Annotated in this window: 17 protein-coding genes; 9 read left to right on the forward strand and 8 right to left on the reverse strand. The window is 69.7% G+C overall.

Annotated features, from left to right (window positions below):
* The first annotated feature begins 141 nt into the window (after window positions 1-141).
* The 6 genes from tsaE (at window position 142) to FBZ89_RS05420 (ending at window position 9874) form a co-directional block, all read left to right on the forward strand.
* Window positions 142-636, forward strand: a complete 495-nt coding sequence (gene tsaE / locus FBZ89_RS05395; protein WP_145749026.1) for a tRNA (adenosine(37)-N6)-threonylcarbamoyltransferase complex ATPase subunit type 1 TsaE — start codon at window positions 142-144, stop codon at window positions 634-636.
* Window positions 633-1676, forward strand: a complete 1044-nt coding sequence (locus FBZ89_RS05400; RefSeq protein WP_145749027.1) for an aminoglycoside phosphotransferase family protein — start codon at window positions 633-635, stop codon at window positions 1674-1676. Before tsaE ends, FBZ89_RS05400 begins: the two co-directional genes overlap by 4 nt.
* A 4-nt stretch (window positions 1677-1680) precedes the next feature.
* On the forward strand, window positions 1681-2478 hold the full coding sequence (locus FBZ89_RS05405) for a nucleotidyltransferase family protein (protein WP_145749028.1): 798 nt from the start codon (window positions 1681-1683) through the stop codon (window positions 2476-2478).
* 4 nt (window positions 2479-2482) lie between these two features.
* Window positions 2483-5533 carry a double-strand break repair protein AddB gene (addB, locus tag FBZ89_RS05410; protein WP_145749029.1) on the forward strand — a complete coding sequence of 1017 codons (3051 nt, stop codon included), beginning with the start codon at window positions 2483-2485 and terminating at the stop codon, window positions 5531-5533.
* A complete protein-coding gene (addA, locus tag FBZ89_RS05415) occupies window positions 5530-9057 on the forward strand; it encodes a double-strand break repair helicase AddA (RefSeq protein WP_145749030.1) in 3528 nt (1175 codons plus the stop codon). Before addB ends, addA begins: the two co-directional genes overlap by 4 nt.
* 115 nt (window positions 9058-9172) lie before the next feature.
* Window positions 9173-9874: a glutathione S-transferase gene (locus tag FBZ89_RS05420; RefSeq protein ID WP_145749031.1), complete on the forward strand. Its 702-nt coding sequence runs from the start codon at window positions 9173-9175 to the stop codon at window positions 9872-9874.
* Between the two features lie 37 nt (window positions 9875-9911).
* Here the strand turns inward: FBZ89_RS05420 and FBZ89_RS05425 are convergent, their stop codons facing one another.
* Together FBZ89_RS05425 and FBZ89_RS05430 are read right to left on the reverse strand one after the other, a co-directional pair.
* Window positions 9912-11303, reverse strand: coding sequence for a hypothetical protein (locus FBZ89_RS05425; protein ID WP_145749032.1), 1392 nt, complete (start codon window positions 11301-11303; stop codon window positions 9912-9914).
* Window positions 11300-12316 (reverse strand): hypothetical protein, encoded by a 1017-nt coding sequence (locus tag FBZ89_RS05430; RefSeq protein ID WP_145749033.1) that lies wholly within the window; start codon window positions 12314-12316, stop codon window positions 11300-11302. The genes FBZ89_RS05425 and FBZ89_RS05430 overlap by 4 nt, the downstream gene beginning before the upstream one ends.
* 766 nt (window positions 12317-13082) lie before the next feature.
* On the opposite strand from FBZ89_RS05430, the gene trxA reads away from it, so the two are divergent.
* Window positions 13083-13409, forward strand: coding sequence for a thioredoxin TrxA (trxA, locus tag FBZ89_RS05435; RefSeq protein ID WP_088872363.1), 327 nt, complete (start codon window positions 13083-13085; stop codon window positions 13407-13409).
* A gap of 214 nt (window positions 13410-13623) precedes the next feature.
* Complete coding sequence (locus FBZ89_RS05440; RefSeq protein WP_246172052.1) at window positions 13624-15969, forward strand: TonB-dependent receptor; 2346 nt, start codon at window positions 13624-13626, stop codon at window positions 15967-15969.
* Window positions 15970-15997: 28 nt separating this feature from the next.
* Here FBZ89_RS05440 and FBZ89_RS05445 read toward each other — a convergent pair whose 3' ends face one another.
* The 6 genes from FBZ89_RS05445 to FBZ89_RS05470 all read right to left on the reverse strand — a co-directional run bounded on the left by FBZ89_RS05445 (window position 15998) and on the right by FBZ89_RS05470 (window position 23197).
* Window positions 15998-17284, reverse strand: a complete 1287-nt coding sequence (locus FBZ89_RS05445) for a bifunctional folylpolyglutamate synthase/dihydrofolate synthase (RefSeq protein ID WP_145749034.1) — start codon at window positions 17282-17284, stop codon at window positions 15998-16000.
* 30 nt (window positions 17285-17314) lie between these two features.
* Window positions 17315-18232, reverse strand: coding sequence for an acetyl-CoA carboxylase, carboxyltransferase subunit beta (gene accD / locus FBZ89_RS05450; RefSeq protein ID WP_145749035.1), 918 nt, complete (start codon window positions 18230-18232; stop codon window positions 17315-17317).
* 108 nt (window positions 18233-18340) lie between these two features.
* Window positions 18341-19177 (reverse strand): tryptophan synthase subunit alpha, encoded by an 837-nt coding sequence (trpA, locus tag FBZ89_RS05455; RefSeq protein WP_145749036.1) that lies wholly within the window; start codon window positions 19175-19177, stop codon window positions 18341-18343.
* Complete coding sequence (gene trpB, locus FBZ89_RS05460; RefSeq protein ID WP_145749037.1) at window positions 19174-20382, reverse strand: tryptophan synthase subunit beta; 1209 nt, start codon at window positions 20380-20382, stop codon at window positions 19174-19176. Before trpB ends, trpA begins: the two co-directional genes overlap by 4 nt.
* Before the next feature lie 173 nt (window positions 20383-20555).
* Complete coding sequence (locus tag FBZ89_RS05465; protein WP_246172053.1) at window positions 20556-22349, reverse strand: stimulus-sensing domain-containing protein; 1794 nt, start codon at window positions 22347-22349, stop codon at window positions 20556-20558.
* 143 nt (window positions 22350-22492) lie between these two features.
* On the reverse strand, window positions 22493-23197 hold the full coding sequence (locus tag FBZ89_RS05470) for a response regulator transcription factor (RefSeq protein ID WP_044561898.1): 705 nt from the start codon (window positions 23195-23197) through the stop codon (window positions 22493-22495).
* A 191-nt stretch (window positions 23198-23388) separates the two neighbouring features.
* Here FBZ89_RS05470 and FBZ89_RS05475 point away from each other — a divergent pair, with 191 nt between their 5' ends.
* Window positions 23389-23907, forward strand: coding sequence for a HugZ family pyridoxamine 5'-phosphate oxidase (locus FBZ89_RS05475; RefSeq protein ID WP_246172082.1), 519 nt, complete (start codon window positions 23389-23391; stop codon window positions 23905-23907).
* The last annotated feature ends 1 nt before the right edge of the window (window position 23908 follow it).

Genomic DNA, 23908 nt, shown 5'->3' on the forward strand with positions numbered 1-23908 from the left:
CGGGTTGCTTTCATCACGCGAATTGATGCGCTAATCAACTGCCCAGTTTGCGGGGGGCGCCCCGCCTGGATGCTTGCTCCGGTAACCTACGCCGCCGCAGTATCCGCCGACGGCCCCCGCCATCCCACCCTCAGGAGCCCCATGCCCCACGCGCTGACATTGGATCTGGCTAATGAGCAGGCGACGGCCGATCTCGCGGCGCGGCTGGGCCGCCTGCTGGCCCCCGGCGACGTGGTGGCCCTGTCCGGCGATCTGGGGGCGGGCAAGTCCGCCTTCGCCCGCCACCTGATCCGCAGCCTGGGCGATGCCGAGGAAGAGGTGCCCAGCCCCACCTTCACCCTGGTGCAGACCTACGACCTGCCCGGCTTCCCCCTGTGGCATTTCGACCTCTACCGCCTGACGGAACCGGATGAGGTGCTGGAACTGGGGTGGGAGGAGGTTATTCATGAGGGCGTGGCGCTGGTGGAATGGCCGGCGCGCCTGGGCGCGCTGCTGCCCGCCGACCGGCTGGACCTGCACCTCGCCATCACCGGGCCCGACAGTCGGCGCGCCACCCTGACGGGTCACGGCGCCTGGGCCCGCCGCCTGGACGCCCCCGATTGGGCCCCCGAGACTGGGAAAGCTTCCGAGCCATGAGACGCGACACCCCGCCCCGTGAGACCGTCATCCGCCGCTTCCTGGACCAGGCCGGCTGGGGTGCCGCCCGGCGCCAACCCATGGGCGCCGACTGGTCGGCCCGGCGATATGAACGCCTGACCCTGCCGGGGGCGGGTGGGGGCGGCGCCACGGCCATCCTGATGGATTGCCGTGACGAGGTGGCCGCCAGCCAGGTGCCGCCCTTCGTCCAGATCGCCGGCCTGCTGCGCGACTGCGCCCTGTCGGCCCCCGTCATCCTGGCCGGCGACGAGCCGCAGGGCCTGCTGCTGATCGAGGATTTCGGCGGCGACGACTACGCCCGCCTGCTGGACGGCGGCGAAGATCCGTGGCAACCGCTGTACGAGGTGGCGACCGACGTGCTGGTCACCCTGCACCAGCGCTTCGTGCCCGCCTCCGCCCCCGACCTGTCGCGCTATGACGTCGGCCTGTTCCGCGACCAGGTCATGCTGTTCGCCGACGCCTTCGCGCCCGTGGTGCGCGGCCGGGCCCTGCCCGCCGGCGCCTGGGACGAGCTGGCCGAGGCGTGGGAGGGGGTGCTGCCCGCCGCCCTGTCACTGCCGCCCACCCTGCTGCTGCGCGACTACCACCCCGGCAACCTCATGCGCCTGACCGGTCGCGCCGGCGTGGCGGCCTGCGGCCTGCTGGATTTCCAGGATGGCGGCATCGGCCCCCGCGCCTACGACTTGGTGTCGCTGCTGGAGGATGCGCGGCGCGACGTGCCGGAGGAGTTGCGCCAGGCCATGACCCTGCGCTACCTGGCAGCCTTCCCCGACGTCGACCAGGGAACCTTCAGGGCGTCCGCCGCCATTCTGGGCGCCGTGCGCCACGCCCGCATCTTGGGCCGGGTGGCGCAACTGATCCAGGCCACCACCGGCGCGCCGCAGCTGTCCTTCCTGCCCCGGGTGTGGGGGCAGTTCACCGGCGCCATCCGCCATCCCGCCCTGTCGCCGATTGCCCACTGGGTGGAACGCCACCTGCCCGCTAACCTTGATGCCGATACCATCGTCCGGAGTTTCTGACGCGATGTCCGTTTCTGCCGCCGCCGTTGCCACCCCCGCCCCCGCCGCTTCCGTCCCCCATACCGCCATGGTGCTGGCCGCCGGCCTGGGCTTGCGCATGCGCCCGCTGACCCTGACGCGGCCCAAGCCGCTGGTGGAGGTGGGTGGCGCCCCCCTGCTGGACCACGCCCTGGACCGGCTTGCCGAAAGCGGGGTGGAACGCGCGGTGGTGAACACCCATCACCTGGGCGCCATGATCGAAAGCCATCTGGCCGACCGGTCCAGCCCCGCCATCACCCTGTCACCCGAGGCGGACTTGCTGGAGACGGGCGGCGGCGTGCGCCACGCCCTGCCCCACCTGGGCACCGATCCCATCTTCGTCGTCAACGCCGACATCCTGTGGCTGGACGGGCCCATCCCGGCGCTGAAACGGCTGGCCGCCACCTGGGACCCGGCGGTCATGGACGTGCTGCTGCTGCTGATGCCCACGGTGGCCGCCGTCGGCTATGACGGCCCCGGCGATTACCACATGGAAGCCGACGGCCGCCTGCGCTATCGCGCCGAGGGCGAACTGGCGCCTTTCGTCTTCGCCGGCGTGCACATCGTGAAGCCGGAGCTGTACCACGCCATCACCGAGAACCGTTTCTCCAACCTCAGGCTCTGGCAACAGGCGGAGGAGGCGGGGCGCCTCTACGGCATGCGCCACGACGGCGTCTGGTTCCATGTCGGCACGCCCGAGGCGGTGGAGGAAGTGAACACCCTGCTGGGCCATCCCATCCTGCACGACGCCAAGCTGAGCCAACCGCGCAAGGCCGAGCCCTGAACCCATGACCTGGCCTGCCGCATCGGGGGAGGAGACTGGCGCATCCCTGTTCACCATCGCGCCCGGGCTGCCGTTCGTGGACGCGCTGGCGGCCGGCATCCTGGCGCGGGTGGGCGATGATCCGCTGGCCCTGTCGCGGCTGACCGTCCTGCTGCCCACGGTGCGCGCCGTGCGGTCCCTGCGTGAGGCATTCCTGCGCCTGTCGGGCGGCAAGCCCATCCTGCTGCCCCGACTGTCGCCCCTGGGCGACGTGGACACGGACGAGGTGGTGTTCACCCAGGGCGGCACCGAGCTGCCCCAGGCCGTGCCCGCCCTGCGCCGCCAGCTGCTGCTGGCCCGACTGGTCATGCGCGCGCCCGATCTGGCCGCCACGCCCGCCCAGGCCGTGAGCCTGGCGGGCGAGCTGGCGCGCCTGCTGGACGAGGTGCAGACCGAGGGCTGCAAATTCGATGATTTGGCCCGCCTGGTGCCGGACGACTACGCCCAGCACTGGCAAGTGACCCTGCGCTTCCTGGAAATCATCACCCAGCATTGGCCGGCGCTATTGGCCGACGAGGGAGGTGTCGATCCCGCCAAGGAACGCGAGTTGCGGCTCAAGGCCCTGGCCGAGACCTGGCGCGCCCAGCCGCCGCCCGGCCCGGTCATCGCCGCCGGATCCACCGGCAGCATCCCCGCCACCGCCGACCTGCTGGCGGTGGTGGCCAGGCTGCCCCAGGGTGCCGTCGTCCTGCCCGGCCTGGACCTCGATTGCGATGAAGCCACCTGGCAGGACTTGGACGAGGCGCATCCGCAATACGGCCTGAAGCGCCTGCTGGAACGGCTGGAGATCCGCCGGGGCGCGGTGCGGCCCTGGCCCCTGCCCGACCCGTTGCCGGACGTCATGGCCCACCGCCGCAGCGCCCCCGTCCGGGCCCGCCTAGTGGCGGAAGCCCTGCGCCCCGCCGGCACGACGGAGGCCTGGCAGGACCTGTCCGCCAGCACCCTGGCGGCGGTGGCCGACCAGGCCCTGGCCGGCCTGTCGCGCCTGGATGCCGCCACCCCGCAGGAGGAGGCGGGCGCCATCGCCCTGATGATGCGCGAGGTGCTGGAAACGCCGGGCCGAACGGCAGCCCTGGTGACGCCCGACCGCGACCTGGCCCGGCGCGTGGCCCTGGCGCTGAAACGCTGGGACATCGCCGTCAACGACAGCGCCGGCCTGCCCCTGACCCAAAGTGCCGTGGGCAGCTATCTGCGCCTGCTGGCCGACTGGGCGGCGGAGCCGGCCCCCCTGGCGCTGTTGTCCCTGCTGAAGCACCCCCTGGCGGCGGGCGGGCAGAACCCATCCTTCTTCCGCGCCCAGGTGCGCGACCTGGAACGGGCGGTGCTGCGCGGCCCCCGGCCGGCCGACGGTTTCCAGGGCCTGCGCCTGGCGCTGGCCCAGGCGGAGCCCCGGCGTTTCGACACTCATGGTGACATCGACGCCCACCGCGCCCGCCTGTCGGCCTTCATCGACGGGCTGGAGGAAATCCTGCGGCCCCTGCTGGCGGCCATGAGTGGCACAGGCAAGACCCTGGCCGGCTGGCTGGACCTGCATGCCCGCACGGCGGAGGCCCTGGCCGCCGGCGACACGCAATCGGGGGCCGACCGCCTGTGGCGCCTGGATGATGGCGAGGCCGCCGCCGCCTTCGTGGATGAGTTGCAGGACGCCGGCCATGATTTCCCCGAGTTGGGCGGACCGGACTATGCCGCCGTCATCAGCGCCCTGATGGTGGGCCGCGCGGTGCGCCCCCGCTATGGCCTGCACCCGCGCCTGTACATCCTGGGCCTGCTGGAGGCGCGGCTGCAGCAGTTCGACGTCATGATCCTGGGCGGCCTGAACGAGGGCACCTGGCCGCCGCAGCCCAAGGCCGACCCCTGGCTGTCCCGCCCCATGCGCCAGCGCTTCGGCCTGCCAACGCCGGAGCGCCACCTGGGCCAGACGGCGCATGACTTCGCCCAGGCCTGCGGCGCCGCCACGGTGGTGCTGACCCGGTCGGAGCGGGTGGAGGGCACGCCCACCGTGCCGTCGCGCTGGCTGCTGCGGCTGGACACGGTGCTGAAGGCGCTGGGCCGTCCCATTGGGCGCCCACTGGCGCTGGGCGCCACCATGGGCCGCTGGACCGCCTGGGCCGAGGCCATGGACACGCCGGCGGCCGTACGGCCCTGCCCCCCGCCGGAGCCGCGCCCGCCCGTGGCCGCTCGGCCGCGCCGCCTGTCAGTCACCCAGGTGGAGACCTGGATGCGCGACCCCTATGCCCTGTACGCCCGCCACGTGCTGCGCCTGGAGGCGCTGGACCCGCTGGACGCCGATCCCGGGGCGGCCGACCGCGGCACCATGATCCACGAGGCGCTGGACGACTTCATCAAAGCCAACCCCGGCACCCTGCTGCCCGAGGACGCGCGCGAACAGCTGCTGCGCTTCGGCCGGCTGGCCTTCGCCCCCTATAGCGGCCAGCCCAGCCTGGAAACCTTCTGGTGGCCGCGGTTCGAGCGCATCGCCGACTGGTTCCTGGCGAAGGAGCGGTCGCGGCGCGCCAGCGGCATCCAGCCCCTGAAGACCGAGGCGAAAGGCAGCCTGACCCTGGAAACGTCCTATCTGCCGTTCGACATCATCGCCAAAGCCGATCGTATCGACCGGCTGATCGACCGGTCCGTCGAAATCATTGATTACAAGACCGGTAGCCCTCCTCGCGCCCGCGACGTGGAACTGGGCTTTTCCCCACAGCTGCCGCTGGAAGCCGCCATCGCGCTGGCCAACGGCTTCGGCCCCGACGTTCAAACCAGCGCCGTTGGCCAACTGTCGTTCTGGCGCCTTACGGGCGGCGAGCCCGCCGGCCTAGAGGTCGTGCTGAAACTGGACCCCGCCCGCCTGGCGGCGGAGGCGGTGGAAGGCCTGCGCCAGTTGATCGACCTGTTCGACCAGGAATCCACCCCCTACCGCTCGCAGCCCCGGCCAGGCATGGCGCCGCGCTATTCCGACTATCTGCACCTGGCGCGCGTGGCGGAATGGTCGATGGGCGACGGGGGTGAGGCATGAGCGCGGCGCCCCCCCCGGATCGCCCGATCGACCCCACGGTCAAGCAGCGCCAAGCCTCGGACCCGGAGACATCGGTCTGGGTGGGGGCGTCGGCGGGCACCGGCAAGACCAAGGTGCTGACCGACCGGGTGGTGCGCCTGATGCTGGCCGGCACCGAGCCCGGCCGCATCCTGTGCCTGACCTTCACCAAGGCGGCCGCGGCGGAAATGGCCAACCGCATTGCAGAACGCCTTGCAAGTTGGGCAGTCATGGCGGATGGCGACCTGACGCAGGCCCTGGCCGAGCTGAACGGCCGCCCGCCCACGCGGGATGAGGTGCTGACCGCCCGCCGCCTGTTCGCCCGCGTGCTGGACACCGCCGGCGGCATGAAGATCCAGACCATCCACGCCTTCTGCCAGTCCTTGCTGCGCCGTTTCCCGCTGGAGGCGCGGCTGCCGCCCAATTTCCAGGTCATGGATGACCGCACGGCGGCCGAAGCGCTGGCCGAGGCGCAGGCGCAGATGCTGGCGTCGGCCCAGGACCGGCCGGCCACTCCCCTGGGCCAAGCCCTGAAGCGCCTGGCCGGCGCCCTGAATGAGGAAAGCTTCGCCGAGTTGCTGGCCGATCTGGTGGCCCAGCGCGGCCGCATCCGCCGCATTCTGGAGGCGCACGGCGGCCCCGGGGAACGTGGGCTGGACGGCACCATCGCCGCCCTGTTCCGCCACCTGGGCGTGAGCCCGGAGGAGACGGAGGCCGGCGTGCTGGCGGCTGGCTGCCGGGACGAGGTGCTGGACGTCGCCAACCTGCGGGCGGCCTGCGCCGCCCTGGCCGAGGGCACGGCCACGGACGTGGAGCGCGGCATGGGCATCCAGCGGTGGCTGGACCAGATCGACCGCCGCCTGACCGACATCGCGGCCTATCGCCAGCTGTTCCTGACCGCCGACGGCACGGTGCGGTCCCGACTGGCGACCAAGGGCGCCCTGGCCGCGAATCCGCGCACCGCCGACATCCTGGCCCAGGAAGGCCAGCGCCTGCTGGACCTGCAGGAACGCCTGCGCGCCGTGACGGTCGCCCATTCCACCGCCAGCCTGTTGACCCTGGCCGGCAGCATGCTGGAAGGCTATCAGCGCTGGAAGGACAGCCGGGCACAGCTGGACTTCGACGATCTGATCCTGGCGGCCAGCGCCCTGCTGACCGGCGATGCCCAGGCCTGCGCCTGGGTGCTGTACAAGCTGGACGGCGGCCTGGACCACATCCTGATCGACGAGGCGCAGGACACCAACCCGGAGCAGTGGCGGGTGGTGAGCGCCCTGGCGGAGGAGTTCTTCGCTGGCGAGGGCCAGTCGCAGGCCCGGCGCACCCTGTTCGTGGTGGGCGACGAGAAGCAGTCCATCTTCAGTTTCCAGGGCGCCGACCCGGCGGAGTTCGCCCGCATGCGCCGCACCTTCCAGGCGCGGGTACAGGCGGCGGAACGGCCCTGGGCCATCGTGGACCTGGAAACGTCCTTCCGTTCCGTCGGCGCCGTGCTGCAGGCGGTGGATACGGTGTTCGCGCAGCAGGACGCCCGGGACGGCGTGTCGGCGCAGGCCATCCGCCACCGCCCCTTCCGCCAGGGCATGGCGGGCACGGTGGAGCTGTGGCCTCTGGTACGGCCCGGCGACGGGGCGGACACCCCGGCCTGGTCGCCGCCCCTGCACCATGAGCCGGAAGACAGGCCCCAGGCCCGCCTGGCCACCGTCATCGCCGACCAGATCGCCCATTGGATCGCCAAGGGGGAGGTGCTGGAGGCGCGCGGCCGGCCCCTGACCGCCGGCGACATCCTGGTGCTGGTCCGCCGCCGCAACGCCTTCGTCCAACAGCTGGTGCGCGCGCTGAAGGAACGGCGCGTGCCGGTGGCGGGCGTGGACCGCATGGTGCTGACCGAGCAGCTGGCCGTCATGGACCTGATGGCGGTGGGCCAGTTCCTGCTGATGCCGGAAGACGACCTGACCCTGGCCACCGTGCTGAAAAGCCCCTTCATCGGCCTGGATGAGGAGGCGCTGTTCACCCTGGCGCACGGGCGCGGCGGCCGCCTGTGGCCGGCCCTGGTGAAGCGGGCGGAGACGGACATGCGCTTCCAGCCCGCCTACGCCTGGCTGCGCCGCCTGCTGGGCGAGGTCGACTACACCGCCCCCTATGAGCTGTTCGCGGGCCTGCTGACCCGGCCCTGTCCGGCCGACCCGGTCAGCGGCCGGCGGGCCCTGCTGGGCCGCCTGGGGGCGGAGGCCATCGACCCGGTGGACGAGTTCCTGAGCCTGTGCCTGGGTTTTGACCGCGCCCATCCGCCGTCCCTGCAAACCTTCCTGCACTGGCTGGCTGCGGGAAAGACGGAGGTGAAGCGCGAGCTGGACACGGGCGCCAAGGATCGCGGGCCGGAGGGCGGTCAGGTGCGCATCATGACCGTCCATGGGTCCAAGGGCCTGCAGGCGCCGGTGGTCATCCTGCCCGATACGACGCGCAAGCCGGTGACCAGCCCCCGTATCCTGTGGCCCCACGGAGACGAAGAGGGCGCCGCCGCCCCCGGCGTTCCCCTGTACGCCCCCCGGCGGGAGCAGGAGGACGTGAAGACCCGGGCCGCCCGGGCCGCCGCCGACCGCCGGCGCGACCAGGAATACCGCCGCCTGCTGTACGTGGCCCTGACCCGGGCGGAAGACCGGCTGCATGTCTGCGGCTATGAGGGCAAGACCGCCACCAGCGACGACACCTGGTTCCGGTTGACGGAACGGGCGCTGGCCGCCGTGGCGCCCAGCCGGGCCTTCGACCTGACCGCCGTGTCGCGCCAGGGATGGACCGGTGACGGCCGGGTGCTGTCGGAACCGCAGACCCGCCCCCCGCCCGCCCAGCGCGCCGCGCGCGAAGGAGCCGAGGCGGTCCCGCCGGCCCCCGCCTGGCTGCTGGCCCCGCCGGCGGCCGAGCCCGCCCCGTCGCGCCCGCTGGCCCCCTCCCGCCCGGACGGGGAGGAACCGGCGGTGCGGTCGCCCCTGGGCGATGGCGAGGCGAAAGAGGCCCGCCGCTTCAAGCGCGGCACCCTGATCCACAAGCTGCTGCAGCTGTTGCCGGAAATGCCGGTGGCGGCCCGGGCCGGGGCCGCGCGCCGCTGGCTGGACCGCCCGGCCCATGGCCTGGATGAGGCCGCGCGGGAGGAGATCTGGGCGGAAACCCTGCGCGTGCTGAATCACGATGAGTTTGCCGACCTGTTCGGCCCCGACAGCCGGTCGGAAGTGCCCCTGGTGGGCACGGTGGGCACGCGTCCCCTGGCGGCACAGATCGACCGGCTGGTGGTGACGGCGACCGAGGTCAAGATCATCGACTTCAAGACCAACCGCCCCCCGCCCCGCACGGCGGAGGAGATTCCCGGCCTGTACGTCTCGCAAATGGCCGCCTACCGGGACGCCCTGAGGCGCATCTATCCGGACCTGGCCATCCGCTGCCTGCTGCTGTGGACCGACGGCCCCTTCATCACCGAGGTTGATCCCGCCCGCATGGACGCCGTCATTTTGGGCTGAACCTTATCGCGCGCCGGGAGTTACCCAAGAGGGGGACAATTGGGGGATACAAGAGGGGGACAATTGGGGGATAATTGGGTGATGGGCCCACCAGCCTACCGGAGGACCCCTGACGATGTCCGACTATACCTTGTACTACTGGCCTGTCCCCTTTCGGGGGGAGTTTATTCGTACCATCCTGACCCAGGCCGGCAAGGCCTGGGACGAGCCTGAGGTAAGCACCCTGGTGGAGGTGATGGAGGAAGCCCCCGGCGACCAGCCGGTGCCCTTCATGGGTCCGCCCGTGCTGGTGGACCGCGCGGCCGATTTCACCGTGTCGCAGATGCCGGCCATCGCCCTGTATCTGGGCGATACCCTGGGTCTGTTGCCGCCTTCGCCGCAGGGCCGGGCCATGACCCTGAAGGTCGTGGCCGACGCCAACGACGTGATCGACGAGATCACCCTGAACGGCGGGCGGGAGATGTGGACACCCGCGACGTGGGAGGACTTCGTCCCCCGGCTGCGCCGCTGGATGTCCATTTTCGAGGCGACCGGCCAGCGCCACGGCCTGCAGCGCGACCATGGCCTGATGCTGGGCGGCGACGCCATCGGCGTGGCCGACATTGTCACCGCCACCCTGTGGTCCACCCTGCGCCGCGTCTTCCCCGGGATCGGTACGATCCTGGACGAGATGGCCCCGGGGGTCGCTGCCTTGAGCCGCCGGGTCTGGCAGACGCCGGCCCTGGCTGCCTGGGACAAGGTATCGGTCAGGCGCTACGGCGACAGCTATTGCGGCGGCCAGATCGAGAAATCGCTGAAAAGGGCGGTTAACGGCTAAGGCGGCCGGTAGGCGGCCCCCTGTCAGTTGACCGGCCTCAAGTCAACCGGCGGTTCCACTCGCGGTACATCCGCTCCGCCTCGTCCGAGCCCGCGAGGATTTCCACCAGGCGCAGGTTGTTGAACATCTGCCGGCGGACCTCGGGATCGCCCCGGGCGCCGGGGGCCGCCATCATGCGCTCGGTCTGGCGGTCGATCTCCCGCCGGATTTCCGTGATCTTGGCGGTGACCTCGCGCTGGATGCCCAGGTGCCCCGCCAGCTTGGACGAGCGCTTGAGGGCCAGAACCGTGGCCTCCGCCTTCTTCATCTCGTCAGGCGGGGTGGAGACGCCACCGGCGGAATACATCAGGGCGGCCAGGGTCTTCTCCACGTCGCCGAGCACGGTGGTCAGCACGAATTCGCCGATCTCACTGCGGGCGGCGGCCACGCGGTCGACGATCTTCTTGTCGCGCAGGATGGCGACACTGTCATTGACCGAGGTGAGGCCATCGGTCAGCCGTTCCGCCACCGCGGCCAGGGAACCCAGTTGCTGCACCGGGTCCTTCACCGCCGGGGCGGCGCCCGATGTGGCGCCGGGCGTCGGCTCCGGCGGTTTGGCCATGGTGCCGGTCTGGCGCAGCAGGTTGCCCACCACCACGCCCGACAGATCGCGCGTCAGGGCGTCGCGCTGCGCCTGGCTGTTGCCGGTCACGCGCATGTCGGTCAGCATCTTCAGGATCACGCCGGGACGCAGCATACGGGCGGTCAGCACCAGCAGCACGGGCGCCGCGGCCTGCGGGCTTTCCGCCCCGCCCAGTTGGGCCATGACGCCCTTGATCGCCTCGACATGGCTTTCCGCCAGGTCGCCGATGGGGCGTTCCGGCAGGCGCTGCTTCAAATCCTCGATGACGCCGCCCAGCAGCAGCACGTCGCGCAGCGTCTGAATCTGCCGCAGCACGTCGTCGTCACGGCCGAAATTGTCGACCATGAAGCGCAGGTTGTTTTCCGCCTCGTCGGCGATGGCGGCCAGCGCCTGGGCGCCCGCTTCCCACAGGGGCGCCGCCACGCGGGCCATGACGCGCGGATCGCGCGGGTCGGCCTTCAGGATGCCCTGGGCGACGCCGTCCACCATGCCGCCGTCCAGCCGCGCCCGCACCAGCTTCCACGCGGTGGGCAAGGTGCCGCGCGACACCCGTTGCAGCCGGCGGGTATAGACGCCGGGATCGTCGAACAGATCCTCCGCGGGGCGGAAGAACAGGCGCGAGACGGTGGGCCGGCGGGGCGGTCGCAACTGGGTCAGGCGCGGACGCATCGCGTCGAACGCCCCGGCGATGCCGGGCTTTTCCCCCAGCTGTTCCAGCAAGGCGTAGATCTGCAGGAACTTGGCGTCGCTGAGCCGGGTGGCGTCACGCGCCAAGGTCTGCCACTGGGCAATAGCCGGATCGGTCATGACAGCGTCGCCTTCAAGGCTTCGATCCGCATCACCGCCGCCATGTCGAGGGCGCCGGTGCGCCAGTCCTCCCCCATGCGCAGCCAGCGCGTCTGTATCTTCCCCAGCACCTCAAGGTCGTAGGCCGACGGCTCCTTGCCGCCCTCGCCCACCGGGATCAGGGGGGCCAGGCGGAACAGCTCACCCATGGTGGATTGCTGCGCCTCCAGCGGGCTGTCGGACACACTGTCCCAAAGACGGATCAGGAAGGGCCAGCCGTCCATGAGCCAGCCAAGCCGCGTCACATCCTCCGCCACCGCGGTGCGCAGGGCGCGGAAATCACCGGCGATGGCGCCCAGGTCGCGGCAGCGGTTGTCCAGCCGCGCCAGCCGGTCGCGCGATATGTCCAGCGCCGCCTTGGCCGTCTCGGCCACGAAATCGGCCAGCTGCGACACCTCGGAGAAGTCGGTGGCGCCCCAGCGCTGCAGGCTGGCGCGGGTGCGCTCCAGTTCGCCCACCGCCATGCGCAGGCGGCCCAGCTGCTGGCACTGCGGCAGGCCCACGGGGGCGATCAGCGTGGCCAGGGTCTCCACCCGCGATACCATTTCCTCCACGGGCAGGTTGGCCCGCTGGCCCAGCTGCCCCAGGGCGGCGCGTACCAGGCGCTGGCTTTCCGAGCCGGTCATGCCGGTGGCCAGCAGCTCGGCCGGGTCCATGCGCGCCAGCTTCAGCAACTCGATGACCAGGGTGAATTGGGTCAACGCCTGATAGCCCGCATCCAGCGCCAGGGTCTTTTCCGCCGCCAGCGAGGCGTCGCCGCCGGCCACGCCCGTCGCCTGCACGGCCAATACCGCCTGGCGCACCGTGTCGGGCGAATACTGCTTCAGTTCCAGCAGGGCGTCGTACAACAGCCTGTCATGCAGGGTGACGGTCATGACCGCGGGCAGGGAGCGCCAGGGCATGATGTACATGCCCTTGCCGCCGTTGAAGCTGGGCAGCAGGAATTCCGGTTCGCCCTGGCGGGTGGGCCGCATGCGGGCCTGACTCAGCATCGGGGTGGTGAAGGGAATTGAAATTCCCCGCTCACCAAACGTACCCGGCGAAATATCCAGACTTTTCGCTTGGCTCATCCCAGAAACCGCCGCCCCCGCTGTCCCTCGGGCCCCACCCGCCCCCCATTTTGGGGGAGGCGAACTCAGCCTCTCCTATCCAAAGGCAATATGCCAGACAAATGATTAATTGTGACGGGACGTGGTGGAACCCAATTCCACCCAGCCGGGCCACGGACTGACCTTGGACAATTCTGTAAGCAAATCCCGGGCCACTGCTGCGCATCCTAATAAACCGACGGCGTCCGGAATTTTACCGGATGCCGCCCCGGATGCTGCCGAGGAAAGAAGCTTACAGATATCGCGTTAAAATATTTCAACCGACTCGGAAAAGAGAGCGGACAGGGGTGGCTTGGCGAACCGGCATGGCCTAACGCCCCCGTCTTCGAGGATGGGCCGCCACCGTTGCCCCCTGGCGCCAGGGGGGCCCGACGCCATGACCATGAGGCCGCGTCGTGTTGAACTGGGCATTTCCTGCGTTTCGGGGCCTGAAAGGGACGGTTTTGCCGCTTTTCAAGGGGGCCCCGCCACCGCCCTGCCCCCCATCCGGCCCCGCCTTGACCATACCCGCCCAGGGCACCTACATTTACCGGTGAAACTGGGCGCGGAATCCCCGCGCACCTACCCGCACTAGGTAGGGCCACCATAGGAACCCCCAAGTCCTGGGGCCCTAGCAGCCAAGGATAGCGTTATGAGCGAGAATACGGTGAAGGTGACGGACAGCAGCTTCGAGACCGACGTGCTGAAGGCCGGCGGCCCGGTGCTGGTCGACTTCTGGGCCACCTGGTGCGGCCCCTGCAAGATGATCGCCCCGTCCCTGGAGTCCATCGCCGAAGAGCTGAACGGCCAGCTGACGGTGGCCAAGCTGGACATTGACGACAACCCCAACGTCCCGGGCAAGTACGGCGTGCGCGGCGTGCCGACCCTGATGCTGTTCAAGGACGGCGAAGTGGTCGCCACCAAGGTGGGCGCCCTGCCCAAGCAGGCCCTGACCGACTGGGTGAAGTCCAACCTGTGATCTGAAGCGGCCCACCAGGGCCGAACGTGTCGGGTAGAGAGAGGCGGGCGTCCCCGGGGCGCCCGCCTTCTTCTTTGCGCACTCGCGCAGGGCCTGCATCCTGGGACCGCCTTCCCGGGAAGGCGCATCAGCCCTCGCCTAAAAATCTTGTTAATAATGATATTGATTCTTAGTTTCATAGCATTTACGGTCCCGACAAAAGACGGGGACAAAAATGCGTGCGAAAACAAACTATTCCTTCCTGCTGTTGGCCATGACCGCGCTTTCCTGGCCGTCTTCGGGGGCCGCGCTGGCCGCTGAGGCCACGCCTGCGCCGCTGGCCAACTCCGGGGACGCCGTTGGGGATGCCCCCGCGGAGGGCGAGGCGCTGGACGACATCATCATCACGGGTGAGAAGGCCAACCGCACGCTGAAGGAGACGACGACCAGCGTGGCCGTCACCACGCCGGCGCGCATCGCCCAGGAAAACATCCAGACCATCCAGGACATCTACGACCGCACGGCCAACGTCGCGCAGACCTATGGCGCCGCCGGCTTCACCATTCGCGGCATCGGCAACACCGGCGTGTCCAACGCCGGCAACGCCGACGCCGCCACCGTCTACATCGACGGGGCGCCCATCCCCGGTGCCGCCCTGTTCGGCGGGCCGACGGACATGTGGGACGTGGCGCAGGTGGAAATCCTGCGCGGCCCCCAATCCACCATCCAGGGGCTGAACGCCATGGCCGGCGCCGTGGTCATCACCACCCGCGACCCCGCCGCCGACCATTGGGCCGGCGACGCCCGCGTGCAATGGACCGACCAGCAGGAGCGCACCTTCTCCGCCGCCGCCGGCGGACCGCTGGTGGCGGATGAGCTGGGCCTGCGGGTGGCGGCGGAGCGCCGCGTCAACGACGGCATCATCGAGAACAAGGTGCTGGGCGACCGCGATGACGCCCTGCGCAGCCTGAACCTGCGCGGCAAGCTGAAATGGACGCTCAAGGCCCTGCCCGACCTGACGGCGGTGCTGAGCTATGACCGCACGCGGCGCGATGGCGGCTATCTCTACCAATATGTCCGCACCGACGTGCCGGACTATTACGACCACCGCACCTCGTTCTCCAACCGGCCCAACATCGGCAAGGTCGATACCGACATCGCCACCCTGAACCTGTCCTATAAGCTGAGCGACGCGCTGACCATCACAAACGTCGCCTCCTGGAACCGGCTGCGCCAGGACGCCAGCCAGGACAGCGACGGCACGCCGGCGGATATCGAGGTGGTCGACAATAAGACCAAGGCCACCACCTACACCGAGGAACTGCGCCTGAATTACCAGGGCGACCGGTTCAGCGGCCTGCTGGGCGGCTGGTACTACAACCGCGACCTGGCCATCGACGCCGACAGCCACGTCACCGTCACCACGCCGCTGACGACCATCACCAACCTGTTGCGCAGCGGCGGCTTCCCCGCCGCCACGGCCAGCGCCATCAGCGCCGCCTATGGCAAGGTCCTGCCCGTGATCCCGGTGTCCTACCAGGCCCACCAGCCGCAGCAGGTGGAGACGGCGGCCCTGTTCGGCGACGGTCGCTATCGCGTGACCGACCGGCTGTCGCTGCTGGCCGGCTTCCGCTACGATCATGAGCAGAATCGCTATGGCGCCGGCACCGCCACGCAGTTCACCGGCATCTATCCCGACCCCGCCACCTTCGGCGCCGCGGGCACGCCGTTGAACCTGGCCGTGCAGGCCATCAACCAGGGTGTGGCCGGCATCGTGGCCCAGGCGGCCTCGGCCACCGCCTCGAACCAGCGCACCTTCGACGCCTTCCTGCCCAAGGCGGGCGTTTCCATGGATTGGACACCGGACCTGGTGACAGCCTTCACGGTGCAGCGCGGGTATCGGTCCGGCGGATCCAGCCAGAACGCCGCGCACGCCGCCCTGGTGCCCTATGATCCGGAGTACAGCTGGAACTATGAGGGCTCCGTCCGCTCCACCTGGCTGGACGGGTCGCTGGCCGTGAACGCCAACGCCTTCTACACGGACTGGAGCGACCAGCAGGTCACCGCCCGCTTCAGCGACAACGTCTACGACTACAACACCGTCAACGCCGGCAAATCCCACCTCTACGGTGTTGAGCTGGAAACCACGCACAGGATCAGCCCGGTGGTGGACTGGTACGCCTCCGTCGGCTATCTGCGCACCAAGTTCGATGAGCTGCACCTGCCCAACGGCAGCAGCGCCACCGTGGACCTGACGGGGTCGGAATTCCCCTACGCCCCGCATTGGACGGTGGCGGGTGGGGTGAACCTGCATTTCGGCGGCGGCTTCGTCGCCAACCTCAACGCCAACTGGCGCGACGCCGTCTTCACCGCCGTGGGCGCGACGCAGGGCCAGTACCGCGTGGGCGCCCGCGCCATCGCCAATACGCGCGTGGGCTATGAGACGGGCCTGTGGGGTGCCTACCTGTTCGTGAGCAACCTCACGGACGAGCATTATGCCCAGTACGTCCTGACGTCCCAGAACCGCGCCATCCTGGGCGCGCCGCGCACCATCGGCGGCACGCTGGAGGTGCATTGGTGAGGGCGGGCCCCCGTCAGCCTACCTTTTTTCAGCCGTTGTCGGCCAGGATGGAACCCGCCAGGTAGAGCGACCCGCAGATCAGGGTGCGCCGCGCCGCCCCCCGGGCCGCCAGTCCGGCGATGGCCTCGGCGGCGCTGCCGGCCTCGGTCACGTCGGTGATGCCGACCGCGCGGGCGGCGGCGGCGATGTCAGCGGCGGGACGGGTCGCGTCCTCGCCCGGGATGGCAATGGCCACCAGCCGGCGGACGTAGGGGGCGATGGGCCGCAGGAAGTCCGCCGGCACCTTGCTGGTGATCATGCCCACCACCAGGTCCAGCACCTCACCGGTACCGGTCCAGCGTTCAGCCTGGACGCCCAACACCTCGCCCGCCGAGTCGTTGTGGCCGCCGTCCAGCCACAGCTCCGTGCCGGGCAGCAGTTGGGCCAAGGGCCCGCGCGTCAGGCGCTGCAGACGGCCGGGCCATTCCACCGTGGCCAGGCCCTGGATGATGTCGGCGTCCTGCACCGTCAGGGGCAGGTGCTGCAAGGCGGCAATGGCGGTGCCGGCGTTGCCGATCTGGTGGGCGCCCAGCAAGCCCGGCATGGGCAGGTCCAGCGTACGGCCAAAGCCTTCGAAGCGGAAACCGACGGCGGTGGGTAGGGCCGACCAGTCCGCCCCGGCGATGGCCAGCGGCGCGCCCAGCACGGCGGCGCGGTCACGGAAGACGGCCAGGGGCACGTCCGTCGCCTGCGGCCCCACCACGGCGGGACAACCGGCCTTGAAGATGCCGGCCTTCTCGCCCGCGATGGCCGCCAGCGTGTCGCCCAGGAACTGGGTATGGTCGAAGGAGATGCGGGTGACGACGGTCGCCGCCGGCCGGTCCACCACGTTGGTGGCGTCCAGCCGCCCGCCCAACCCCGTCTCCAGCAGCAGCACGTCGGCCGGCACCTCGGAATAGGCGAGGAAGGCGGCGCAGGTGATGATCTCGAAGATGGTGATGGGGTCGCCCTGGTTGGCGGCCTCGCACCGTTCCAGCAGGGTGACCAGGGCGGCGTCATCCACCAAGCGGCCGGCCAGGCGCACCCGCTCGTTGAAGCGGACGAGGTGGGGGCTGGTGTAGACATGCACCCGATGGCCCGCCGCCTGCAGCATGGCGCGCAGGAAGGCGATGGTGCTGCCCTTGCCGTTGGTGCCGGCGACGTGGACGACGGGGGGCAATTGATCCTGCGGCCGGCCCAGCCGGTCCAGCAGGCGCTTCACCCGATCCAGCGACAGGTCGATGACCTTGGGATGCAGCTGGCCCAGCCGGGCCAGCACCTGGTCCAGATGCGACACGGAATGCCCCCCTTCGTTTAAGCCTTGGCCTTAGCGGCCCTTCACCGGCACCGGGCGCGGGCGCGACGGCTCGGTGGGGATGCGCACCACGTCGGCACCGGGGCCGGGGCTGCGCAGCAGATCGATCAGGCGGGACAGCATGCCCTTCATCTCGCGCCGGTGCACCACCATGTCCACCATGCCGTGTTCCAGCAGGTATTCCGACCGCTGGAAGCCTTCCGGCAGGGTTTCGCGGATGGTGCTTTCGATGACGCGGGCGCCGGCGAAGCCGATCTGCGCGCCGGGCTCGGCGATGTGGATGTCGCCCAGCATGGCGAAGCTGGCCGTGACGCCGCCGGTGGTCGGGTCGGTCAGGATGACCAGGTAGGGCAGGCCCGCCTCCTTCACCATCTCGGCGGCGATGATGGTGCGCGGCATCTGCATCAGCGACAGGATGCCTTCCTGCATGCGGGCACCGCCGGAAGCCGGGACCACGATCAGCGGCGCCTGCTGCAGCACGGCCAGTTTGGCCGCGGCCAGCAGGCCCTCGCCCACCGCCATGCCCATGGAGCCGCCCATGAAGGTGAAGTCGAAGGCGGCGACCACGGCCGGGCGGCCATCGATGCGCCCATGGGCCACGACGATGGCGTCGGGGCGGCCGGTCTTGGACTGCGCGTCCTTCAGGCGGTCGGTGTAGCGCTTCTGGTCACGGAACTTCAGCGGGTCCACCACCGGCTTGGGCAGCTCAATGGTCTGGAAACCGGCGTCCAGCGTCATCTTCAGGCGCTGCATGGGATCCAGGCGCATGTGGAAACCGCAGTGCTGGCAGACGTGCAGGTTATCTTCCAGGTCGCGGTGGAAGATCATCGCGCCGCAGGACGGGCACTTGTGCCAGAGGTTGTCCGGCACCTCTTTCTTGGACACCAGGGCCTGAAGCTTGGGGCGGACGAAATTAGTGAGCCAGTTCATGTGCTTAACCTTAAAGACATTCGCCTGGCCAGGGCCGGCGCTGACAAACACCAGCGGGGGCGGCGCCTGATGGCGCGCCCCCGGACAGGTGAAAGCCGATCTTGTAGCCTATTTCCGCGCGCCGCGCACCCCGGCCGCCAACTCGGCCACGAAACCCAGAACGTCGGGCAACAGGCCGGGCTTGGCCTTGCCCTCGGTATCCAGGTTGGCCTCCAGCCGGCGGACGATGGCGCTGCCCACCACGGCGGCGTCCGCCACCCGGGCCACGGCGGCCGCCCCGTCCGGCGTGGTGATACCGAAACCCACCGCCACGGGCAGGTCGGTCCCCGTCCGCAGGTGGGCCACGGCAGCGGCGATGGCGTCGCTGGTGGCCGAGCCGGCGCCGGTGATGCCGGCGATGGAAACGTAGTAGATGAAGCCCGAGGTGTTGGCCAACACGGCCGGCAGACGGGCCTTGTCCGTCGTCGGCGTCGCCAGGCGGATGAAGTTGACGCCCGCCGCCTGGGCCGGCAGGCACAGCTCGCCATCCTCTTCCGGCGGCAGGTCGACGACGATCAAGCCATCCACCCCGGCTGTCTTGGCGTCAGCCAGGAAGCGGTCCACGCCATAGGCGTAGACGGGATTGTAATAGCCCATGAGGATGATGGGCGTGTCGGCGTCACCCTCACGGAAGGCCTTCACCAGGTCCAGCGTGCGCGTCATGCGGGCGCCGGTGGCCAGCGCCCGCAGGGTGGAGGCCTGGATGGCCGGGCCGTCCGCCATGGGATCGGTGAAGGGCATGCCCAGCTCGATCAGGTCGGCGCCGGCGCCCGGCAGGCCCTTCAGCAGGTCCAGGCAGGTGTCATGATCGGGGTCGCCGGCGGTGATGAAAGCGACCAGGCCGGCGCGGCCCTCCGCCTTCAGGGCGGCGAAGCGGCGATCGATGCGGGAATTCGCGGTGCTCACAGGCTGACCCCCAGTTCGCGGGCGACGGTGAAGATGTCCTTGTCGCCCCGGCCGCTGAGGTTCACGACCATCAGGTGATCCTTGGGCAGGGTAGGCGCGCGGCGGATGACCTCGGCCAGCGCGTGGGAGGATTCCAGCGCCGGGATGATGCCTTCCACCTTCGACAGGCGCTGGAAGGCGTCCAGCGCCTCCTTGTCCGTGGCGCTGACATAGGTGACGCGGCCGACATCATGCAGCCAGGAATGCTCCGGCCCGATACCCGGATAGTCCAGGCCGGCGGAGATGGAGTGACCCTCCAGGATCTGCCCGTCCCCGTCCTGCAACAGGTAGGTGCGGTTACCGTGCAGCACGCCGGGCCGCCCACCGGTGAGGGAGGCGGCGTGCGCCCCGGTCTCGATGCCGTGGCCGGCAGCCTCGACCGCCACCATGGCGACCTCGGCATCGTCCAGGAAGGGATGGAACAGGCCCAGGGCGTTGGACCCGCCGCCGATGCAGGCGACCAGCGTGTCGGGCAGGCGGCCTTCCATGGCCACCATCTGCTCGCGCACCTCATGGCCGATGATGGACTGGAAGTCGCGCACCAGGGCCGGATAGGGGTGCGGGCCGGCGGTGGTGCCGATGATGTAGAAGGTGTCGCCGACGTTGGTGACCCAGTCGCGCAGCGCCTCGTTCATCGCGTCCTTCAGCGTGCGCGAGCCGGAGGTGACAGGCTTGACCTCCGCGCCCAGCAGCTTCATGCGGAAGACGTTGGGCTGCTGGCGGGCGATATCGACCTCGCCCATGTAGATGGTGCAGGGCAGGCCGAACAGGGCGCAGACGGTGGCCGTGGCGACACCGTGCTGGCCGGCGCCCGTCTCGGCGATGATGCGTGTCTTGCCCATGCGCTTGGCCAGCAGGATCTGGCCGATGCAGTTGTTGATCTTGTGCGCGCCGGTGTGGTTCAGCTCTTCGCGCTTCAGATAGATCTTGGCGCCGCCCAGCTCATTGGTCAGCCGCTCGGCGAAGTACAGCTTGCTGGGGCGGCCGACATACTGGTTCAGATAATAGCCCATCTCGGCCTTGAAGGCCGGGTCGTCCTTGGCGGCGGTGTACGCCTTTTCCAGGTCGAGGATCAGGGGCATCAGGGTTTCGGCGACGAAGCGCCCCCCGTAGATACCGAAATGGCCGTGCTCGTCTGGACCGGCGCGGTAGGTGTTCAAGCTCATGGGGCGGCGCTCTCATGTCAGCTGGGCTCACCCCGGTTGGACCCAAGGGCAAGTAGGCCGCCGACGATACCGGCCCTGGCGGCGATTTCAAGACCGCCCGCGCGGCCGCGCCCTAATGCCCGCCATGCGCCACGGCCCGTGATCCAGCAACTTAATTGCGCGTACGAAAGATTTCAGCCCCGAGGCAGCTGCACCGTGAACACCGCGCCCAGCACCTTGCCGGTCGCGTCGGTGCGATTGGCAGCGAAGATGCGGCCGTTGTGGGCCTCCACGATCTGCTTGGAGATGGAAAGGCCCAGGCCGGAATGGGTGCCGAACTTCTCGCCCGCCGGCCGCTCGGTATAGAAGCGGTCGAAAATGGCCTCGGTCTTGCCGGCCGGTATGCCGGGGCCGTCGTCGGTGCAGGTGATCTCCACCCGGTCGCCCACCACCTTGGCCGCCAGCACTACCTTGCCCCCGGGCGGGGAGAAGGACAGGGCGTTGGAGATCAGGTTCTGGAACACCTGGGTCAGGCGGCCTTCGATGCCCGGGACCACCAGGTTGCGGCTGGCCGGCGGCAGCTCCACCTCCACCGTCACCGGCGGCGGGGCATCGTCGTCCCCGTCCCCGTCGCGGGCGCCCAGCGTGTTCTCATGGATGTCCTTGAACATGGTCAGCATGCGGCGCAGGTCGACGGAGTTGGCTTCCGCCCGGCTCAGCTCCGCATCCAGGCGGCTGGCGTTGGAGATGTCGCTGATCAGGCGGTCCAGGCGGCCGACGTCATCGGCGATGATGGCCAGCAGCTTGCGCAGCCGCGTCTCATCCTTCACCAGTTGCACCGTCTCCACCGCGCTGCGCATGGAGGTCAGCGGGTTCTTGATCTCATGCGCCACGTCGGCGGCGAAGCGCTCGATGGCGTCCATGCGGTCCCACAGGGCCGATGTCATGGCGCGCAGCGATTGCGACAGGTCGCCGATCTCGTCATGCCGGCCGGAGAAATCGGGCAGCACCGCCTGCCGGCCATGGCCGTAGCGCACATCGTCGGCCGCCGCCGCCAGCCGGCGGATGGGGCGCACGATGGTGCTGGCCAGGTAGATGGACATCAGCACCGTCAGCACGATGACGCCGCCGAACACCTTCAGGATGTTCACGCGGAACTCGCGCACCTCGGTATCGATCTCAGACCCGCTGCGGCTGATCAGCACGGCGCCCAGCACCTGCTTGTAGCGCTGAATGGGCACGGCCACGGTCAGCACCATGTCCTGTTTGCCGGCATCGCCGGCCACGCGCCAGACGTGGGTGGCCGCCTCACCGTTCAGGGCCTTCTGCACGTCGGGGAAATGGCTGCCGTCGGCGGCCCGGTTCTCCGCATAGACCGGTAGATGGTCCCGCGTGGGCAGGGCGCGCACGATGGCGTTATAGAGGTCTATGCCCAGCTGGGTCAGCTGGTTGCCATCGGGCAGCGGCGGCAGCTCCTCGATCTGCACGCGCGTCCCCTTGGCCAGGCTCAGCACGCGGCTGTCGGCCTGCAGCTTGCCCTTGGGATCGTACAGGCGGAAGCGGGTGTCGGTGGTGTCGCCCAGGCGGCGCACCATCTGGGCCGCCAGCGTCCAGGACAGCGTGCCTGCAGGCTCGTTGAACTCATCGCTGCTGGGCTCCATGGCCCCTTCGCCCAAGGCGCCGGAGAAGATGCGCGCCTCGGTCGTCAGGATGTCCAGCTGGCGCTGCACCAACCAGTCCTGATAGCGCTCCAGATACAGCAGGCCCGACAGCAGCAAGGCCAGCGCCAGCAGGTTGACGGTCAGGATGTGGCGCGTCAGCGGGGAGATGACGCCATAGGAGCGGCGCCGGCGGGCGCGCACCACCGGCTTGGCGTCGCCGTCCGCCTCCGCCTGGGGGCCGCGCCGCAGCGGGGCGGCCCCCATTTCCTGCGCTGTGGCGGTCCCCCCGGCGGGGGCCGCGCGCCGTGCCAGCATGTCCTTGAGCATATCAGGTTCCTCAGGCGCCGGCGGGGCATGCGCCCCTTGGCTATCCTCGCTTTCCAGTCCGCTGCGCTCCCCGGAACGCTTCGGCGGACGCGGTCGCGTCCTAGGACTTTCCGGAATTTTTCCCAGGGAGCGCCCTTAGCCGCTCAAGCGTCGCGGTATTTGTAGCCCACGCCGTACAGGGTTTCGATCTGGGCGAAGTCCGCGTCGGCCACCTTGAACTTCTTGCGCAGGCGTTTCACGTGGCTGTCGATGGTGCGGTCGTCGACATAGATATGCTCGCCATAGGCGGCGTCCATCAGCTGGTCGCGGCTTTTCACATGGCCGGGGCGCTGGGCCAGCGCCTTCACCAGCAGAAATTCCGTCACGGTCAGGTCGATCTCCTGCCCCTTCCAGGTGCAGGAATGGCGGGCATTGTCCAGCACCAGCTCGCCGCGCACCATGACGGAGCCCGGCTCCACCGTCCCCTTGCCGCCGCCGGCGTTCAGCACCTCGCGCCGCAGCAGGGCCTTGATGCGCTCGATCAGCAGGCGCTGGGAAAAGGGCTTCTTGATGTAGTCGTCGGCGCCCATGCGCAGACCCTGCAACTCATCGATCTCATCATCCTTGGAGGTGAGGAAGATGACGGGCATGGCCGAGTTCTGGCGGATGCGCTGCAACAGCTCCATGCCGTCCATGCGCGGCATCTTGATGTCCAGCACGGCCAGGTCCACCGGCCGCGAGCTGAGCGCGCGGTGGGCCTCATCCCCGTCGGTGTAGGTGCGCACCTCGTACCCCTCGGCCTCCAACGCGATGGAGACGGAGGTCAGGATGTTGCGGTCATCGTCAACCAGCGCGATGGTCTGAACCACGGAGTTTCCCCTCTTCCCACTTTGCCCCGGCCGCCCGTCCGACCAACCGTCGGGGGACAGCCCCAGTTCACCAGATTGCCCGGCACTATGGCATGATTACGGCGAAGTATGCAGCCGCCCCTGCCACTAGAGGAATAGTCCGCAAGGGGCGGGGCGGTTCCAAAGAAATGGGTGGAGTGACGCCGGTGACAATGCCTCCCGATATACCCCCACAAGCGGCCCCCGCAAACGCCCCGGCCGAGGCGCGGCAAACCGCCCTGGACCTGTTGGCCAACCGGCCCCAGGCCACGCTGACCACCCTGGTCGCGGGCTCGTCCGATGACGCCGCAGCCATGGTCGGGTGGCCCTACCCATCCCTGGTGCTGGTGGCGCTGGATGGCGGCGGCCGGCCCCTGCTGTTGCTGTCGGAACTGGCGCTGCACACCCGCAACCTGCGCCAGGACGGCCGCGCCGCCCTGCTGTTCGAGGACACCGCCGGCCGGGAAAACCCGCTGACCGGGCCGCGCCTGTCCGTCATGGGCCGGGCGGAAGCCCTGGGTGGGGACGAGGCGGAGGCCGCGCGCGCGGTCTACCTGGACCGCCATCCCGGGGCCGCGCTCTACGCCGACTTCCCCGATTTCCGCTTCTGGCGGATGGACATCACCCAGGCCCACCTGGTGGCGGGCTTCGGCCGCATCCATTGGCTGAGCGCCGCTGACTTGGCCGTGTAAG

It is taken from the genome of Nitrospirillum amazonense, from assembly GCF_007828045.1.
GTDB classification, from domain to species: Bacteria; Pseudomonadota; Alphaproteobacteria; order Azospirillales; family Azospirillaceae; genus Nitrospirillum; species Nitrospirillum amazonense_C.